Annotated in this window: 16 protein-coding genes; 9 read left to right on the forward strand and 7 right to left on the reverse strand. The window is 74.8% G+C overall.

Annotated features, from left to right (window positions below):
• Nucleotides 1–475 precede the first annotated feature (475 nt).
• Nucleotides 476–1147, reverse strand: coding sequence for a response regulator (locus ABTY15_RS03135; RefSeq protein ID WP_350575102.1), 672 nt, complete (start codon nt 1145–1147; stop codon nt 476–478).
• Nucleotides 1144–2427: a sensor histidine kinase gene (locus ABTY15_RS03140; RefSeq protein WP_502893410.1), complete on the reverse strand. Its 1284-nt coding sequence runs from the start codon at nt 2425–2427 to the stop codon at nt 1144–1146. The genes ABTY15_RS03135 and ABTY15_RS03140 overlap by 4 nt, the downstream gene beginning before the upstream one ends.
• Nucleotides 2428–2764: 337 nt before the next feature.
• Between ABTY15_RS03140 and ABTY15_RS03145 the strand changes: the two genes are divergently transcribed.
• The 7 genes from ABTY15_RS03145 (at nt 2765) to ABTY15_RS03175 (ending at nt 9051) form a co-directional block, all read left to right on the forward strand.
• Nucleotides 2765–3325 carry a GlcG/HbpS family heme-binding protein gene (locus ABTY15_RS03145; RefSeq protein WP_350575105.1) on the forward strand — a complete coding sequence of 187 codons (561 nt, stop codon included), beginning with the start codon at nt 2765–2767 and terminating at the stop codon, nt 3323–3325.
• An 89-nt stretch (nt 3326–3414) separates the two neighbouring features.
• A complete protein-coding gene (locus ABTY15_RS03150; RefSeq protein WP_350575108.1) occupies nt 3415–3831 on the forward strand; it encodes a PPOX class F420-dependent oxidoreductase in 417 nt (138 codons plus the stop codon).
• A 43-nt stretch (nt 3832–3874) separates the two neighbouring features.
• Nucleotides 3875–4294, forward strand: a complete 420-nt coding sequence (locus tag ABTY15_RS03155; RefSeq protein WP_350575111.1) for a YunG family protein — start codon at nt 3875–3877, stop codon at nt 4292–4294.
• Nucleotides 4295–4403: 109 nt separating this feature from the next.
• Nucleotides 4404–5288 (forward strand): NAD(P)-dependent oxidoreductase, encoded by an 885-nt coding sequence (locus ABTY15_RS03160; RefSeq protein ID WP_350575114.1) that lies wholly within the window; start codon nt 4404–4406, stop codon nt 5286–5288.
• Nucleotides 5289–5445: 157 nt separating this feature from the next.
• Nucleotides 5446–6024, forward strand: a complete 579-nt coding sequence (locus tag ABTY15_RS03165) for a flavodoxin family protein (protein WP_350575117.1) — start codon at nt 5446–5448, stop codon at nt 6022–6024.
• Between the two features lie 397 nt (nt 6025–6421).
• Entirely contained in the window at nt 6422–7603 is a 1182-nt protein-coding gene (locus ABTY15_RS03170) for an LAETG motif-containing sortase-dependent surface protein (protein ID WP_350575120.1), read from the forward strand.
• Between the two features lie 224 nt (nt 7604–7827).
• The gene (locus ABTY15_RS03175) at nt 7828–9051 is read left to right on the forward strand and encodes a hypothetical protein (RefSeq protein ID WP_350575123.1); all 1224 of its coding nucleotides are present in this window, start codon (nt 7828–7830) and stop codon (nt 9049–9051) included.
• A 37-nt stretch (nt 9052–9088) separates the two neighbouring features.
• Here ABTY15_RS03175 and ABTY15_RS03180 read toward each other — a convergent pair whose 3' ends face one another.
• Nucleotides 9089–9856, reverse strand: a complete 768-nt coding sequence (locus ABTY15_RS03180; RefSeq protein WP_350575126.1) for an aquaporin — start codon at nt 9854–9856, stop codon at nt 9089–9091.
• Between the two features lie 117 nt (nt 9857–9973).
• Here ABTY15_RS03180 and ABTY15_RS03185 point away from each other — a divergent pair, with 117 nt between their 5' ends.
• On the forward strand, nt 9974–10750 hold the full coding sequence (locus ABTY15_RS03185) for a MerR family transcriptional regulator (protein ID WP_350575129.1): 777 nt from the start codon (nt 9974–9976) through the stop codon (nt 10748–10750).
• A 96-nt stretch (nt 10751–10846) separates the two neighbouring features.
• Here the strand turns inward: ABTY15_RS03185 and ABTY15_RS03190 are convergent, their stop codons facing one another.
• The 3 genes from ABTY15_RS03190 to ABTY15_RS03200 all read right to left on the reverse strand — a co-directional run bounded on the left by ABTY15_RS03190 (nt 10847) and on the right by ABTY15_RS03200 (nt 15245).
• Nucleotides 10847–11824 carry a helix-turn-helix domain-containing protein gene (locus tag ABTY15_RS03190; protein ID WP_502893415.1) on the reverse strand — a complete coding sequence of 326 codons (978 nt, stop codon included), beginning with the start codon at nt 11822–11824 and terminating at the stop codon, nt 10847–10849.
• Between the two features lie 284 nt (nt 11825–12108).
• Nucleotides 12109–13608 (reverse strand): aminopeptidase P family protein, encoded by a 1500-nt coding sequence (locus ABTY15_RS03195; protein ID WP_350575135.1) that lies wholly within the window; start codon nt 13606–13608, stop codon nt 12109–12111.
• 194 nt (nt 13609–13802) lie between these two features.
• Nucleotides 13803–15245 carry a PP2C family protein-serine/threonine phosphatase gene (locus ABTY15_RS03200; protein ID WP_350575138.1) on the reverse strand — a complete coding sequence of 481 codons (1443 nt, stop codon included), beginning with the start codon at nt 15243–15245 and terminating at the stop codon, nt 13803–13805.
• A gap of 618 nt (nt 15246–15863) precedes the next feature.
• Here ABTY15_RS03200 and ABTY15_RS03205 point away from each other — a divergent pair.
• A complete protein-coding gene (locus tag ABTY15_RS03205; RefSeq protein WP_350575141.1) occupies nt 15864–16598 on the forward strand; it encodes a bifunctional DNA primase/polymerase in 735 nt (244 codons plus the stop codon).
• A 209-nt stretch (nt 16599–16807) separates the two neighbouring features.
• Here the strand turns inward: ABTY15_RS03205 and ABTY15_RS03210 are convergent, their stop codons facing one another.
• Nucleotides 16808–17791: a DUF5926 family protein gene (locus ABTY15_RS03210; protein WP_350575144.1), complete on the reverse strand. Its 984-nt coding sequence runs from the start codon at nt 17789–17791 to the stop codon at nt 16808–16810.
• Nucleotides 17792–17850: the final 59 nt, after the last annotated feature.

Consider the following 17850-nt stretch of genomic DNA (forward strand, 5'->3'; position numbering starts at 1 on the left):
AATGCTCCCCCCACCACCGATATCAACACACCCGCCCCCACACTCCTTCCCCCCCCCCCGCTCTTCCGATCCCGCGGAGCGAGTCCCCCCGGACTCGCTCCGCACCGCCTCGTCGCGCGGCCTCGGCGCTGCCGCTCCCCCCGACTCCCCGGCAACCCGCCGTTCCCCCCTGGCAGCACCCTCCGGCGAGAGCGGTCCGCACAGGCCCCGGCGAGCCCCCACCCCCGGGGACGTCGTTGATCTCACGCTAACAAACCGCGTGGTTGGTTTGTCAATACTCGGTTCCACGAAACATCCACAATCGTGGTGACGGGTTCCCGCCGGGCGGAACCCGCTGGACCAGGCAGTTGTGGGCCCGTCGGGGCATCCGCGGTCGTACGGCGGACACCGGGACGGGTCTCGGGCCGGGCGCGCGCCGCCGCGGAATCCAACATTCCGAGCATCATGACAGCACGGAGTGACACTGCGCGAGTGCTCAGCGCAGCAATCGGCGCTCCTTGGCCACCGCGACCGCGCCGGCCCTGGTGTCGACGCCCAACTTGTCGTAGATCCGCCCGAGATGGGTCTTCACCGTCGCCTCGCTGATGAACAGCGCGCGGGCGATCTCCCGGTTGCCCAGACCCTGCGACAGCTGGGCCAGGATGTCCTGCTCGCGCTCGGTGAGCTGCGGCAGCGGCGCCCGCATCTGCGCCATCACCTTGGACGCGACCGGCGGCGAGAGCACCGTCCGGCCCCGCGCGGCGGCGTGCACCGCGGCGAACAGTTCCTCCGGCCGCTCGGCCTTCAGCAGGTACCCGGTGGCGCCCGCGGCGATCGCCCGGGTGATGTCGGCGTCGGTGTCGTACGTGGTGAGCACCAGGACGTGCGGTCCGCCGGGGGTGGCGGTGATCCGCCGGGTGGCCTCCACGCCGTCGATGCCCTCGCCGAGCTGGAGGTCCATCAGCACCACCTGCGGCGTCAGCCGGGCGGCCAGCGCGACCGCCTCCTCGCCGGTGCTCGCCTCACCGACCACCTCGATGTCGCCGGCGCTGGCGAGCAGAGCCAGCAGGCCGGCCCGGACCACCGCGTGGTCGTCGCAGACCAGCAGCCGGACGGGGGCGGTGGACCCGGCGGAGGCAGCGGGGGGCGGGGTGACGGCCGGGCTCATCCGTGCTCCAGGGGGATCATGGCGGAGACGACGGTGCCCTCGCCCGGGGTGCTTTCCACGGTCAGCGTGCCACCGAGCTGCCGCAGCCGGGCGCGCATCGCCGGCAGCCCGTAGCCGCGGCCCTCCCGGCGATCGCCCGTCGGGCCCGTCGAGCCGGACGACCCCGGCGGACCCGGCTCGAAGCCCCGTCCGTCGTCGGCGACGTCCAGCACGGCCTGGTCGCCCAGGAACGACAGGGTGATCGCGGCGGCCGACGCGCCCGCGTGCTCCCGGACGTTGGCCAGCGCGCCCTGGGCGATCCGCAGCAGCGCCGACTGCGCCGCCGCGGGCAGCGGCACCGGCGTGCCGTCCAGGTGGAAGCGGACCGGCAGCCCGCTCTCCGCCGACTCCCGCCCGGCCAGCGCGCGCAGCGCCTGGTCCAGCGGACGGCCGTCGGCCAGCTCGGCCGGCGCGAGGTCGTGGACGAAGCGGCGGGCCTCGGCGAGGTTGCGGGCCGCGACCTCGGCGGCGGTCCGGACGTGGGTACGGGCGGTGGCCTGGTCGGCGTCCCAGGTGCGCTCGGCGGCCTGGAGCAGCATCTGCTGGCTGGACAGCCCCTGCGCCAGGGTGTCGTGGATCTCCATGGCGAGCCGTTCGCGCTCCGCCAGGGTGCCCTCCCGCCGCTCGGTGGCGGCGAGTTCGCGGCGGGTGCGGACCAGATCGGCGATCAGCGCGCGCTGCCGGTCGGCCTGCCGGGCCATGAACAGGAACACGCCGGTGGCGAGTGCCGCCACGGCGGGCGGCAGCAGCACCAGGGTGGCGTCGGCCCCGCCCGGCAGCCGGATCTCGGCGATCACCACCAGCAGCGTCAGGGCCGCCACCAGCGGGATCGCCGCCCGGGCGGGGAGCGTCCGCAGCCCGGTGTAGATCAGCGGGACGGCGCACCACGCGAAGCTCGGCGCGAGCAGCACCAGCACCACCCACAGGGCGACCACCAGTGCCAGCGGCCAGCGCCGTCGCCGGTGCGGCCCGGGCGGGCGGCGGTGCGCCAGCCAGGAACCGGCCGGCTGGGCGACGGCCAGGGTGGCGCTCAGGCCGATCACCCAGGGGATCCGGGGGCTGCCTGCGTGGTGGGTGAGGTACCGGCTGAGCGAGGCGACGAGCAGCAGCAGGAAGGCGGAGTCGAGCAGCAGCGCCAGCCGGCCCGCGTCCGGGTCGCCACCGTCGCCGCCCTCGTGACCGGCCGGCCGGTCGGCGGCGGGACCGGCGGTGGGGCCGGCCGCGGGGCGGGGCTGCTGCACGGGGGACTCCTCACCGGAGGCGGCCGGCGGTGTCCGGCGGGGGTGCGGACACCGGCACCGGCGGGACGGGCACAGGCGGGACGGGGGTAGTGGCGCGGACGCGGACCCGAGTGCACTGACCTGCGCCGATCCCTCGATGGTGACCCGTCCGGCCCGGTCCCGCATCAGCCGATCGGCTGACACCGGTGTCCGCCGTCCCGCCCGGGCGCTCGCGCCGGTCCGTCGATGTGGCGGCGCCCGGCCCGGCCGGAGGATCGGAACGTGCCGCCGGGCGGGCCCCGCCCCGCCCGGTACCGCCCCCCCGATCCCCGTACCGGACCCGTTGAGGAGCTGGACCATGAAGAAGACCTCCGTGCGCACCCGGGTGCTGACCGGCGCCGTCGCCGGCGCCGCGCTCGCCGCCGCCACCGTGGGCGCCGTCTCGGCCAGCGCCGAGACCGCCGAGACCCCGGCCGCCCCGGCCGCGGTCAAGGTCGACACCCAGAACAAGAACCTCGCCCAGAGCACCGGCCTGACCATCGACGCCGCCACCCGCGCCGCCCAGGCCACCCTGGACGCGGCGGCCAAGGCCGGCCAGCACGTGTCGGTCGCGGTCGTCGACCGGGACGGCGTCACCCGGGTGCTGCTCAAGGGCGACGGGGCCGGCCCGCAGTCCCCCGAGTCGGCGCAGCGCAAGGCGTTCACGGCGGTCTCCTGGAACGCGCCGACCTCGGAGCTGGCCAAGCGGCTGGCGCAGGCCCCGAACCTCAAGGACATCCCGGGCACGCTGTTCCTGGCCGGCGGCGCCCCGGTGCAGTCCAAGGGCGCCCCGGTCGCGGCGATCGGTGTCGCGGGCGCGCCGAGCGGCGACCTGGACGAGCAGTTCGCGCAGGCGGGCGTCGCCGAACTGGCGAAGTGACGCGGCCGGCGGCCTGAGCCTCCCGGCCGGTCGGCGCGTTTCCGCTGCGCGGGGCGTCCCGACCGGCCAGGATGATCACCATGCCGAAGATGACCGATGCCGAGTGGCGGGCGTTCCTCGCCGAGGGCACCCGCACCGCCAGGCTCGCCACCACCCGCGCCGACGGCCGCCCGCACGTCGCCCCGGTCTGGTTCCTGCTGGACGGCGACGAGCTCGTCTTCAACACGGGCGCCGCCACCGTGAAGGGCCGTACGCTGGCCCGCGACGGCCGGGTGATGATCTGCGTGGACGACGACCGGCCGCCCTTCTCGTACGTGCTGGTGCAGGGCACCGCCCGGCTGAGCGAGGAGCTGACCGAGGTGCGCGAGTGGGCCACCCGGATCGCCGCCCGGTACATGGGCGAGGGCCTCGCCGAGCAGTACGGGGCCCGGAACGGCGTGCCGGGGGAACTCCTCGTTCGGGTGAAGATCGAGAAGGTCACCGCAGAACACGGGGTGGCCCTCTGAAAAGCCGGTGCCGCTGTCAGTGGCCCGTGGCAGGCTTCCCGGTATGACGGCGTGGACCCTCAACGACATCGAACGTGCGATCCGCTCCTCCTGGGGTGTCGACACCTGTGCGCCCGAGGACCTGGCCCTCTGGCGTCCCGACAATCCCGCCCGCGGCCAGTGCGGGGTGACGGCGCTGGTGGTGCACGACCTGCTCGGCGGCGAGCTGATGATGGGCGAGGTGCACGTCGGTGGGGTCCGGACGGACCTGCACTGGTGGAACCGCTTCGCCACCGGCATCGAGATCGACCTCACCCGCGAGCAGTTCGGGCCGGACGAACTGGTCAGCCCGGGCCGCCCGGTCGCCCGCCCGGCCCGGCCCGGCCGGCTCCAGGCCCAGTACGAGCTGCTGCGCGACCGGGTGGCCGTCGAGCTGGCGCGCGGCCACTCCCGGTTCCCGCTGCCGCAGCGCGCCTGCGCCTGATCCCGGGCCCGCACTCCGCCCCAAGGCCCCACCCCGCGCGCCTGCCGACCAGGCGTTCTGACGTACAGTCAGCGACATTGGTGGCGGCAGTGGCGACGGGAGTGGGGCGATGACCGGGACGACGGTCGGCTTCGTGGGGCTGGGCGCGATGGGCAGCGGCATGGCCGGCAGTCTGCTGCGGGCCGGTCACGCCGTACGGGTCTGGAACCGCTCGCCAGAGCCGGTGGCCGCCCTGGTGGCCCAGGGCGCCGAGCCGGCCGGCTCGCTCGCCGAGGTGTTCGCCGCCGACACGGTGGTCTCCATGCTCGCCAACGACGAGGCGGTCGAGCGGCTGCTGCTGGACGAGGCGCTGCTGGCGGGCGCCGCGACCACCCTGCACGTCAACATGGCCACCGTCTCGGTCGCGCTCGCCGGGCGCGCCGAGGAGCTGCACGCCGCGCACGGCGTCGGCTACGTCGCCGCGCCCGTCCTCGGCCGGCCGCCGGTCGCGGCGGCCGGGCGGCTGAACATCCTGGCCGCCGGGGAGCCGGCGCTGCTGGACCGGGCCGAGCCGCTGTTCGCCGCGATGGGGGAGCGCACCTGGCGCTTCGGCGACAGCCCGAGGCAGGCCAACACCGCCAAGATCAGCACCAACTTCCTGCTGGCCTGCGCGATCGAGTCGATGGCCGAGGCGTGCAGCCTGGCGGAGGCCAACGGCGTCCGGCCCGTCGACCTGATCGAGATGATCTCCGGGACGCTGTTCCCCGGGCCGATCTACGCCGGGTACGGCGCGATGGTGGCCGAACAGCGTTACGAACCGGCCGGGTTCAGGCTGCCGCTGGGGCTCAAGGACGTCGGCCTGGCGCTGGAGGCGGGGGCCGCGCGGAACGTCCCGCTGCCCTTCGGCAGCCTCCTGCGGGACGCCTTCCTGGATGCGCTGGCCCACGGTGACGGGGACAAGGACTGGGCCGCCGTCGCGGCCGTGGCCCGGCGCCGGGCCGGTCTCCCCACCTGAGCGGGGTTCCCAGGGCGTTGACGGTTCGACCGGGGGCGTGCGTCGTGGTGGCACGCGCCCGGCGTGAACGGCGCGCCCGCCGTCGGCAGCCCGGAATAACCGGCGCTGGGCGGGTGCTCGCACCTCCGTCCGTACCGTCCGACCGGGGGAGTTTGCGATGACCGACCAGCCGACCGGCGCCGACGCGCCGCGCAGGTTCCTGTTCCTCAACGCCAGCGTGCGCACCGACGGCAACTCCGAGCGCCTCGCCCGGCTGGCGGCCGAGGCGAGCCTGCCGGCCGGCGCCGAGCAGCGCTGGCTGCGGCTGACCGAGCACCCGCTGCCGCCCTTCCAGGACCTGCGGCACACCGGGGACGGCCGCTACCCCGAGCCGGTCGGTCACGAACGGACCTTGCTGGACGCCACCTTGGCGGCCACCGACCTGGTCTTCGTCGCGCCGCTGTACTGGTACTCGCTGCCGACCACCGCGAAGCTCTACCTCGACTACTGGTCGGCCTGGTTCCGGGTGCCCGGGGTGGAGTTCCGGGCCGGGATGGCCGGCGGCACCATCTGGGGCGTCACCGCCCTGGCCGGCGGGGACGACAAGGCCGATCCGCTGATCGGCACGCTCCGGCTGACGGCCGAGTACATGGGGATGCGCTGGGGCGGCGCGCTGCTCGGCAACGGCACCCGCCCGGGGGACGTGCTGCGCGACGAGCGGGCGCTGATCGCCGCCAAGTCCTTCTTCGCCGACTGAGGCGTGCCGGCGGGCGGCGCCCCCGAGGCGTTCTCCCGGACGCGCACCGAGGCGTTCCCCCGGCGCGCGTTCGGCGACGCCAGCGCCCGGCGACGCCCGTGGGCGCGCGCCCGGCGGCTTCACGCCTTCCGGGGCCGTGCGATACGGTCTTTCGGGCGTGTACCCGTCACCCCTCGCGGTCATCTTTTGGTAAAGATCAAAAGCCTTGTCGAGGGACGGAGTTGGGCGATTCGGGCGCGCTTGTCCCGTGAGCGGGGCGCGACGTGACACCCGCCTTCCGGATCGGCCGGATCGTTCGGTAATCTCCGTCGGACTTTCAAGCTTCGCGGGGGGTATGCGGCGCGTTCAGCCGTCCCGCCGCGCCCCGGGCCTCGCCCGGATACTCCGTGAGGTCTCCTTGTCCATACGTCGCAGTCTTGCCGTGGCCGGCGCCGTCGCGCTGACCTCCTCCCTCGTGCTGACCGGCGCCCAGGGCGCCATGGCCGTCGGCGCCACCGCCACCCCGTCCGCCGCCGCCACGCAGGCGAAGAAGGCGGAGAGCGAGGAGCTCGGTCTCACGCTGAACGGCGTGCCCGGCTCGTTCATCGCCGGCGGTGACGCCCGCGATTTCACCTTCAAGATCGACAACTCGACGAAGCACGACTTCGTCTTCCTCCCGCTGCTCAAGTTCAAGAACAAGGCGGGCTCGCTCAAGGCGAAGGACCTCAAGGTCCAGTACCAGCTGCCCGGCGGGCAGTGGCAGACCGGTGTGGTCGCCCCCGGTGGCGGTGACAGCGACGACGACGCCGCGCTCTTCCTGCTCGGCAACGTCGGCGACAACGGCAACCCGGTCGACGACGACCTGCTCGCCGTGAACCGCGGCAAGAACGTCCAGATCAAGGTCCGGGTCGCCTTCACCCCGGAGGCCCCGCTCGGCAAGGCCGCCGTCGTCCCGGTCGTCTACTCCGCCGAGCTCGACGACGACACCCACCTGCCGGTCGACGAGGGCGGCTTCAGCTGCGAGGGCATCAAGGGCGCGGGCTTCGTCATCAAGGCGAAGGGCGACAAGCCGAGCCCGACCCCCACCCCGACCAAGACCGGCAAGCCGAGCCCGACGGCGACCGCGACCACCACGCCGACCCACACGCCGACCGCGACCGGGACGCCGACCCACACGCCGACGGCGACCACCTCGCCGACCGCCACCGCCACCGCCACCGCGACCGCCACGGCCACGGCCACGGCCACCGCGACGGCCACCGCCACCGCGACCGGCACCCCCACCGCCGAGCCGACCACCACGGCCGCCAGCCCGTCCGCGTCCGCCTCGACCGCCGCCCCGGCCCCGGCCGAGAGCAGCACCGACGCCGCCGGCCCGGTCGACATCCCGGTGTCCGTCCCGAAGGTCACCCCGCCGAAGATCACCCCGGCCGCCGTCACCAAGGCCAAGACCACCGCCGACAACGGCGACAAGGCGCTGGCCCAGACCGGTGGCGGTGACAACACCACCGCCATCGCCGGCGCCGGTGCCGCCGTGCTGGTCGCCGGTGTCGGCACCCTCGTGGTGCTGCGCCGCCGCAAGTCCGCCCAGCAGGGCTGACCCGGCACCGACCCCGAGGGGGCGTGAGGCGGCCCGCCGCCTGAGAGCCTCCGGCAACCGGCCCGCGACACTGCCCGCCGATCGCCGGAGGCTCCACGTACCCGCCGCGCCGCCCGGCCGTCCATCGGACGGACATCCGGGCGGCGCGGACGGTACTCCTCCGTCACATAGGATGTCCGGCCGGAGGGGGGCGGATCCGGCGGGGAGAGGGACAGGTGCGGGAAGTGCGCACGGGACGGGCCACCACCGACTACGAGGCGGCGACCGGGCGGATCGCGGGCCTTCCGGTCCGTAGACACCACATTCTGCTGGTCGGCTGGACGGTGCTCTGGTTCTTCCTGGTCGAGCCCAGCGGCGGCTTCTCCTGGCACTACCTGCGCCAGGGCGAGCAGCTGCTCTTCAGCGACCAGCCGGACGGCGGGCTCTCGCTCTACGCCCGCCACCCGGAGCTCCAGATCGGCCCGGTCAGCCTGGCCGCCGCCCGGCTCACCGCCCCGTTCTCGGCGCACACCGGCCAGCTGCTCGCCGAGGCGGCGATGTCCCTGCTCGGCCTGGTGATGCTGGTCCTGGTCGGCCGCACCGCCGCGCACTACTACCTCGGCACCGGCACCAACCACCGCCGCCTCCAGCAGCGGCTGCTGATCGCCGGGCTGGCGTTCATCCCGATGTGGGTCGAGGTCTCGGTCCGCTTCGCGCACCTGGACGACGTGCTGGCGCTGTTCTTCACCACGCTCGCCGCGCACGCCCTCGCCCGGGGCCGGGCCCCCATGGTCGGCGTCTACCTGGCGCTGGCGGTGGACTCCAAACCCTGGGCGATCGCCTTCGCCCCGCTGATCCTGGCCCTGCCGCGGCCCGCCTGGCTGCGCACCGCGCTCTGCTTCGCCGGCCTGGTGGCGGTCGCCTGGCTGCCGTTCTACCTGGGCAACCTGGACACCATGGCCGCCGCCAAGTTCACCATCCCCAACCAGCCGGCCTCCGCGCTGCGCTGGTTCGGGGTGACCGACCCGGCCACCCCCTGGTGGGACCGCCCCACCCAGTTCGCGCTCGGGATCGGCCTCGGCAGCGTCGCCGTCTGGCGCGGCCGCTGGCCGGCCGTGGTGCTGCTGGGCGCGGACGCCCGGATCCTGCTCGACCCGAGCGTCTACACCTACTACACGGCCTCGATCCTGCTCGGCACGCTGCTCTGGGACGCGGTCGGGCAGAAGCGGCTCGTCCCGTGGTGGAGCTGGATCGCGCTGGCGGCGCTGTACGGCGGCACGCTGCTGCTGCCGTCCGATCCGGCCCGCGGCTTCGTCCGGCTCGCCTTCGTCGTGGTCTCGGCGGCGTACGTGCTGCTCTGGCCCACCCAGCAGACCCGCCGGCCGCGTCCACCGGCCGACGGGGGCCACGGGCGCGGCGGCCGGGCGTCCCGCCGGCGCGAGCGCGTCCTGGTCGGCGCGGGAGCCTGAGCGCCCGCCCCGGCGCGCGCTCAGCGCCTCGGCAGGCTCAGCGGTGTTCCAGCAGGTCCCGGGCGTCGCTCGGGACCTGCTTCGGTGAGGTCCGGCGGCCGCGGCCGAACAGCAGCGCCACCAGGGTCAGCCCGCCCGCCGCGCCGAGCAGCTGGGCGAGCACGAAGCCGGGCACCGACCCGGGCGCGATCCCGGTGTAGCTGTCGGTGAGGGCCCGGCCGAAGGTCACCGCCGGGTTGGCGAAACTGCCGGACGAGGTCGCCCAGCAGGCCGCACCGATCCACAGCCCGACCGCCGCCGGGACCAGCCGTCCGCGCCCCGCGGCCGTCAGCCCGAACACCACCAGCAGCAGCACCCCGGTGCCCACCGCCTCGCCGAGCCAGAGCGCCGGGCCGTCCCGGTCCTGTCCGGAGAGCTCGACGAACGGCCGCGCGAACATCGCGTTGGCCAGGCCCGTCCCGGCGACCGCCCCGACCAGCTGGGCGCCGACGTACCCGGCCAGCTCGGGCAGCGACGGGCCGCTGCCGCCGCGCCGCCCGGTCCACCAGGCGCCCGCCGTCACCAGCGGGTTGAAGTGGCCCCCGGAGACCGGGCCGAGCAGCTCGATCAGCACGATCAGGGCCAGCGCCGAGGCGCCCACGTTGGCCAGGAAGCGCACCCCGCCGTCCGCGCTGAGCGCGCTCGCCCGGATGCCCGAGCCCACCACGACGGCGGCCAGCGCCGCCGTCCCGACCGCCTCGGCGGCCAGCCGTCGCAGCAGGGGAGGTCGTACCAGGGGGGTGGGCGGCGCGGTGATCGTGGTCATGGCGCACATCGTCGGGGCGTACCGTCCGGCCCGGCAATTGTGGGTTCGGTCGAAACGACTTGACCCTCACGCGACGGGAGGGCCGAGTGTGGTGGCAGGACGAAGGGAGCGACCCCGATGAGCGGCAGTGACGGCTACACGGTCGGCGCCGTGGCGAAGATCGCCAAGGTGACCGTCCGCACCCTGCACCACTACGACGAGATCGGCCTGCTGTCCCCCGAGGGCCGTACCCCCGCCGGCTACCGCCGGTACGGGGACGCCGACCTCGACCGGCTGCAGCAGATCCTGTTCTACCGCGAACTCGGGTTCCCCCTGGAGGAGGTCGCGGCGATCCTGGACGACGACTCGGTCAGCCCGAGTGAGCACCTCCGGCGCCAGCACGAGCTGCTGACGGACCGGATCAGCCGTCTCCAGGAACTCGCCGCGGCCGTCGAACACGCCATGGAGGCAAAGAAGATGGGCATTCAGCTGACCCCGGAGGAGAAGTTCGAGGTCTTCGGCGAGCACTACCAGGAGGAGTGGGAGAGCGAGGCCGAGCAGCGCTGGGGCGACACCGAGGCCTGGGCGCAGTCCCAGCGCCGCACCGGCGAGTACGGCAAGGAGGACTGGCTGCGGATCAAGGCCGAGGCGGACGCGCTCAACGACCGGCTGGTGGCGGCCTTCACCGCCGGCCGGCCCGCCGACGGCGTGGCCGCGATGGACCTCGCCGAGGAGCACCGCCGGCACATCTGCGACCACTTCTACGACTGCACGTACGCCATCCACCGGGGCATCGCCGGGATGTACGTCGCCGACCCGCGCTTCACCGCGACCTACGAGCAGCTCGCCCCGGGCCTGGCCCAGTGGCTGCACGACGCGATGACCGCCAACGCGGACCGGCACGAGAACGCGTGACCGTGCGATCGAACAGGTCCTAGGGCGAGATCCGTGAGACCCGCCCTGTAGGGCCGGTCTGACAATTCGCGCCCGGCGGGAATTGCCAGACCGGCGCTAGGCCACCCCGCGCCCGAAGGAGCGCCGGTAGGCGGTCGGGGAGGTGCGCATCACCCGGCCGAAGTGGTGGCGGAAGGTCGCGGCGCTCTCGAAGCCGACCGCCGCGGCGATCTCCTCCACCGTGCCGTCCGGCGACTCCAACAGCGGCAGGCTGGCGGCGATGCGCTGGGTGACGACCCAGCGCATCGGGCTGGTGCCGTTGCGGGCGGTGAAGTGCCGCAGGTAGGAGCGGTCGGACATCCGGGCGGCCCGGGCCAGCAGCGGGACGGTCAGCGGGGAGGCGAGGTGGTCCAGCGCCCACTGCATGCTGCGGGCGATCCCGTCGTCCTCCTGCTCGACCGGCCGGACCGCCGCCTCGATGAACTGGGCCTGCCCGCCGTCCCGGTGCGGCGGCACCACGAACCGGCGGGCCACGCTGTTGGCCACCCGGGCGCCGTGGTCGCGGCGGACCAGGTGCAGGCAGAGGTCGATCCCGGCGGCGCTGCCCGCGCTGGTGAGCACGTCACCGTTGTCCACGTACAGCACGTCCGGGTTGACCCGGACGGCCGGGTGGCGCTGCTGGAGCAGTTCGGCGTACCGCCAGTGGGTGGTCGCCTCCCGGCCGTCCAGCAGTCCGGCGGCGGCCAGCGCGAAGGCGCCCGAGCAGATCGACACGATCCGGGCACCGCGCTCGTGCGCCGTCCGCAGCGCGGCGACCAGCCCGGAGGGCACCACGCCGCTGAAGGCGTTCGGCACCCCGGGGATCACCACGGTGTCGGCCGCCGCCAGCTCGTCCAGCCCGTGCCGGGCGGTCAGCGCGAAGCCGCCCACCGCGTCGAGCTCCGTTCCGGGCCGGTCGGCGCACACCTTGAGCCCGTACCAGGGCGCCGCCAGCAGCCCGCTCAGCTCGGGCCGGGCCAGCCCGAACACCTCGACCACCACGCCGAGTTCGAACGGCGCCATGCCGGCGAAGGCGTACACCGCGACGTCGTGCACCGGCTCCGGCCGGCGGCCGATGCTGACGGCCACCGGGTACCCGCCGGCCCCGGCGGGCCCCTCGACCTGCTGCTCATCGCGCTGCCCGGTCATGCGAACCCCCTGCTGACGGTGGCGGGACGGCGGTGAGTGTAGCCGTTCCGGCCGGCCCGAAATCTCCTTCGAACGACGCACGAAGGCCCGGCCTCCCCACCGGGGAAGCCGGGCCCTCGGCCGTTCACCGGGCCGGCGGATCAGCTCGCGGGAGCAGCCCGCGGATCAGGCCGCGCGGTCAGGGCGCGGGATCAGGCCAGCGAGGCCATCCACGCCTCGACGTCCTCGGCGCGGCGCGGCAGGCCGGCCGAGAGGTTCTCGTTGCCGTCGGCGGTGACCAGGATGTCGTCCTCGATCCGGACGCCGATGCCGCGGTACTCCTCCGGCACGGTCAGGTCGTCCTGCTGGAAGTACAGGCCGGGCTCGACCGTGAGCACCATGCCGGGCACCAGCAGCGCGTCGACGTGCTCCTCGCGGCGCGAGTGGGCGCAGTCGTGGACGTCCAGGCCGAGCATGTGGCCGGTGCCGTGCAGGGTCCAGCGGCGCTGGAGGCCGAGCTCCAGGACCTTCTCGACGTCGTACTGCGAGCCGTCCAGCAGGCCCCAGGCGAGCAGCCGCTCGGCGAGCACGCGCTGCGAGGCCTCGTGGAAGTCGCGGAACCGGGCGCCCGGCTTGACCGCGGCGATGCCGGCCTCCTGGGCGTCGTACACGGCCTGGTAGATTTTGCGCTGCAACTCGTCGAAGCGGCCGCTGATCGGCAGGGTGCGGGTGACGTCGGCGGTGTAGAGGGTGTGGGTCTCCACGCCGGCGTCCAGCAGCAGCAGCTCGCCGGGGCGCACGTCGCCGTCGTTGCGGACCCAGTGCAGGGTGGTGGCGTGCGGGCCGGCCGCGGCGATGGTGCCGTAGCCGACGTCGTTGCCGTCGACCCGGGCGCGGCGCCAGAAGGTGCCCTCGATCCAGCGCTCGGAGGTGGCGACGGCCTGGCCGAGCTCGCGGACCACGTCGGTGAAGCCCTTGACGGTGGCGTCGCAGGCGGCGCGCAGCTCGCCGATCTCCCACTCGTCCTTGACCAGCCGCAGGCCGCTCAGGAACTCCTTGAACTCGGCGTCCCGGTCGGCGTCCAGCGCGTCGGCCAGGGCGGCCTCCAGCCCGGCGTCGTAGCCGCGGACGATCCGGGTGGGCACGGCGGAGGCCTTGGCGAGCTCGCCCAGCTCCTCGGCGGCCTTGCGGACGTCGCGGGCCGGCAGGCCGAGCAGCTGCTCCTGCTCGCTCAGGCTGTGCCGGCGGCCGACCCACAGCTCGCCGTAGCCGTCCAGCCAGAACTCGCCGTTCTCGCGGTCGGAGCGGGGCAGCAGGTAGAGCGTGAACGCGTGACCGGTCTCGCCGGTCGGCTCGGCGACGAGCACCGCGTCCTCGGTCTGGTCGCCGGTGAGGTGCACGTACTCGCTGGCGGCGCGGAAGTTGTAGTCGGTGTCGTTGGAGCGCACCCGCAGGTTGCCGGCCGGGACCACCAGGCGCTCGCCGGGGTAGGCGGCGGAGAGCCGGGCGCGGCGCTCGGCCGCGTACGGGGCCTGGGCGACGGGGGTGAGGCCGTGCAGCTCGGTGTCGGCCCAGCCGGACTTCATCGAGGCGGCCAGTTCGTCGGAGACCTCGCCGTACAGGCCGTTCTTGCGGCCCTTGAACTGCTGCGGCTCCTCGCCGCCGACGGCCTCGGGGTTCTCGGCCACGCCGGGGGTGCGGTCCTCGGTCACGTGCAACGCCTCCTTGGGGGTGGTACCGCCGCCCTCGGGGGGAGGTGTCGGATCGCGACACGCGCGGGCGGCCGTGCGTCCCATGGTACGGACGACCGGCCGCCCGGTTGTTCGGGGGCGGAACCCCTGCCCGAGCCGGAGCCGCCGCTCGAACCGGCTCCCGCTCGGACCGGCTCCCGCTCGAACCGGAGCCGCTACTCGAACCGCGCCGCCAGCAGCATCAGGTCGTCGGTGGCCGCTCCGGCGTCCGGGGCGGGGCAGCCGGCCAGCAGGTGGGCGCAGAGCCGGTCCGGGTCGATCCGCACGTCGCGCGGGGCGTCGGCGGCGGCCCGGCGCAGGTTGGCCTGCCCGGCGTGCAGGGTCGGGCCGCAGCGGCGGGCCAGCCCCTCGGTGTACAGCAGCAGGGTGTCGCCGCGCTCGGCGGTGAACTCGACGCCGGGCGCCTCCCAGCAGGCCAGCATGCCGAGCGGGGCGGAGAGCGAGGTCTCCACGAACTCGGCGCCGTGCCGGCCGACCAGCACCGGCGGGCAGTGCCCGGCGCCGGCCAGGGTGACCCGGCGCTCCTCGGGCTCCACCCAGGCGTAGACGGCGGTGGCGGTCCGGGTGGGCTCGGTGGTCTTGAGCAGCAGCTCCAGGTCGCCGAGGACGGAGACCGGGTCCTCGCCCTCCAGCACGGCGTAGGCGCGCAGCGCCGCCCGGATCCGGCCCATCGCGGCGGCGGCGCCGGGGGCGGAGCCGGGGCCGGCGCCCGGGCCGTCGCCGGAGACCGAGCCGACGGTCAGGCCGACGGTGCCGTCCGGCAGCGGAATGGCGTCGTACCAGTCGCTGCCGCAGGAGCGGTCCAGACCGGCCGGGACGAGCCGGGCGGCCAGCCGCAGCCCGGTGGTCTGCGGGAGCCGGTCGGGCAGCAGGCCGCGCCGCAGCGCCTCGGTGGTGCGCCGGATCTTGTCGGCCTCCAGCTGCTTGGCGAGCAGCGGGGCGGCGATCTCGCAGTAGCGGTGGGCGAGTTCGCGCTGGCGCTCGGTGGGCTCGGCGGGCTCGTCGTAGAACCAGACGGCCGCGGCGAGCGGGCCGTCCTCCTCGGTGGCGAGCGGCAGGCCGTAGCAGCCGCCGAGGCCGAGGTGGCCGGCGAGTTCGCGCAGCCGCTCGCCGGTGGCCGGGTCCCCGGTGAGGTCGGGGCAGTACAGCCGTTCGGGCCGGTCGTGTTCGCGCAGCAGCCGGGCGAGCAGGCTCTGCTCCGGCGGGACGGTCTCCAGCGCGCCGAGGCTGGCGCGGTCGAGGCCGAGGCCGACGGGCTGGCCGGGGCCGCCGCCGGGCATCAGGGTGACCAGGACGCCGCGACGGGCGCCGAGCAGGGCGGCGCCGGAGGCCAGGACGGTGTCCAGGGTGGTGGCGAGGCCGCGGGCGCGGGCGAGCTGCTCGGTGTGCTGGTGCAGGCTGGTGAAATCGGACAGGCGTCCGGCCAAACGGTCCTGCAGTCCGGCGGCGGGCAGCGGGCGGTCCTCCGCCGCGCCGTCCGGCGTGTCCGGCGTGTCGACGGGCCCGGGGAAGCCCGGAGGGTCGAGGACGGTGAGCCCGCCGGCGCAGCCGGCTTCGGCCGGCTCGGAGGGTGTCGACGACGGGTGGGACTCGGTCATGCCGCCACTCCTGACGCGGTGCTACGTGCCATGCGGAACCCCCAGGTACGGCCGATGTGGAGCGAGCACGGCCAAAGGGCGTGTTTCGCCTCGAATCGCTACTACTCGTCATTGATCGACAGCAATGCCACCACTTCTACACAGGCCATTTGGGGCATGTCCAGATCCGGGACGACGCGGTGGCCGGTTCCACGTCCTCCGCGACCCGGTCGGGGGGCGCGTCCGGTCCGGGTGCGCGCCGGTCGGGCCGCGAGGCATGGAGCGGGCCGGAAGCGGGCAGACTCGGGAGAACGGACCCGGCGGCCGTCCGGATCGTATGCCCGCGCCGCCGGGGAGCCGGGCTGGCCGGAAGTCTCTCACTCGTACGGTGGAACCAAGCGCGCCCGGGCGGCGTCCATCCGGTCGCATACGGGATTCTCGTTCCAAGGGCTTTTCCAGTGCGCGGCCCTTCTCATGTCGTGCTCCACCCGTGCTCCACGTCGTCGCCGCGCCGTCCGTCATGCCGCCCGCCCCGCTTCGCGCTGTCCCGGGGCCGTGCCGCGGCGGGCCCGCCTGGTGAGTCCCGAGGGATGCCGGTGGCTCGGAGTGAACCGAGCGGTCAGGAAAGGAACGAGCGCCATGCGTGAGAACCCGAGGGACCGGTCGGAGGCCCGTCCGCCCGCCACCCGTCCGCAGCCCGCCGAGGGCCCCGTCGAGAGCCCGGCTGAGGATGCCACCGAGGACGCCGCCGGGGCCGACGCCGTGCGCGGCCGCCCGGAACGGCTGGCCGCGGCCCTGACGGCCGCCGTCGAGCACCGCTGGCCGGTGGTGCCGGGCGCGGTGCTGCGCGGCGGGCGCTGTTCCTGCGGGGACGCGGACTGCACCGTCCCCGGCGGCCACCCGCACGACCCCGCGCTGCTGGCGGCCACCACGGACGCCCGGATGGTGCGCTGGTGGTGGGAGCGGCAGAGCCCGGACGCCCCGGTGCTGGCGGCCACCGGCACCGCCGTCTCGGCGGTCAGCCTGCCCGCCGCGGCCGGCGCCCGCGCGCTCGCCTACCTGGGGGCGCTGCGGCTGCCGCTCGGGCCGGTGCTGGCGATGCCGGGCCGGTACGCGATGCTGGTGGCGCCGTACTCGCTCGACGTGCTCGGCGAGATGCTGGCTCAACTCCCGTGGGTGCCGGGCTCGTTGCACTACCACGGGCCGGGCGGCTTCCTACCGCTGCCGCCCGGCGGCGCGGCCGCCCGGGTGCGCTGGGTGCTGGCGCCGCGACCGGCTGCCGACGGTGGGGTGTGGCTGCCGCAGGTCGGGCCGCTGCTGGGCGAGTTGGTGGAGGCGGCGGTCCGGCTGGACCGCGGCCGCTCGGCCTACTGATCGACAGGACGCCTTCCGGGCAACGGATCCGGCACCGCCCGGAAAATGAAAAGATCCGGCCGCTGGCGACGGGGGATGCACCAGCGACCGGACTCTTTAGACAGTAACAAGGATCTGCGCCCGCGCCAATTTCCAAGACGCCTTCCACGCCCGGAAATTGCGGGTCCACCGCGACAATGTGACGCGTATCACCCTGATCCCGGCGTCCTTTAGTTCAAGGTGACCTGACGGTTCACCAGGTTCGCGCGGGCGCGCCGCTCCTCGGCGGTCAGCGGGGTCTCGTCCGCGAGGACGGCGGCGAGCCGCTCGGCGAACTCGGCGGCCGGCTTCTCGCAGTCGGCCGCGGTCATGGCGAGCGGGAGGTCCCAGACCGGCACGGTCAGGCCGTGCGCGCGGAACGAGCCGACCAGGCGGGTGTCCGCGCCGAGCGAGGCGTCACCGGCGGCGTTCAGCCGGGCCAGCGCGTCCAGCAGCTGCTCCTCGGGGACGGTCATCACCCAGCGCAGGTGGTTCTTGTCCGGGGTGCCGCACCAGTAGGCGGAGTCCACGCTGCTCAGCTTCTCGGTCGGGATGGCCGAGGCGTTGGCGCGCTCCAGCGAGGCGGCGACCTCGCCGGTGGCGGTCTCGGCGTCCTCCAGCCAGAACTCGAAGCCGGTGTGCACGGCGGGCGTGAACGCGGCGGTGACGTCCAGCAGGTCCTGAAGGCGGCGGCCGCCCGGGACGGTCCGGCGGGCCGGGACCGGGCTGCCCGGCTCGGCGGTCAGGGCCAGCTCCAGGGCGTCCGCGAGGTCGCGGCTGAGGTCGCCGGAGGCGGACTGGGTCTGGAGGCCGAGCAGGATCGAGCCGTCCTGGCGGCGCAGGGCCGGCCAGGCCAGCGGCAGCACGGTGGCCAGGGTCACCGACGGGACCTCGCCGTTGGCGCCCTCGGCCACCCCGGCGGCCAGCGTCAGCGGCACCGTGGCGGCCGGCACCAGCTCGCGCAGCGCCACCCAGTCGGCCTCGCCCGGCAGGCCCTCGAACGGACGGTGCACCAGCTCCTGCACCGCGTGCGAGGCCTCCCGGCCGTGGCAGGCCTTGTACCGGCGGCCCGAACCGCACGGGCAGTTCTCGCGGGCCCCGACCACGGGGACCTCGCCCGTGACGGCGGTGGTGGACTGACGCTGCGGCGCCTTCTTGGCGGCCTTCTTGCCCATGGTGCGGCTCTCCCGGGAACGGTGGTCCTGTACTCCGGGAAGCCTACTGACGTTCCCCC

This window comes from Kitasatospora sp. NPDC097643 (genome assembly GCF_040302625.1).
Taxonomy (GTDB): domain Bacteria; phylum Actinomycetota; class Actinomycetes; order Streptomycetales; family Streptomycetaceae; genus Kitasatospora.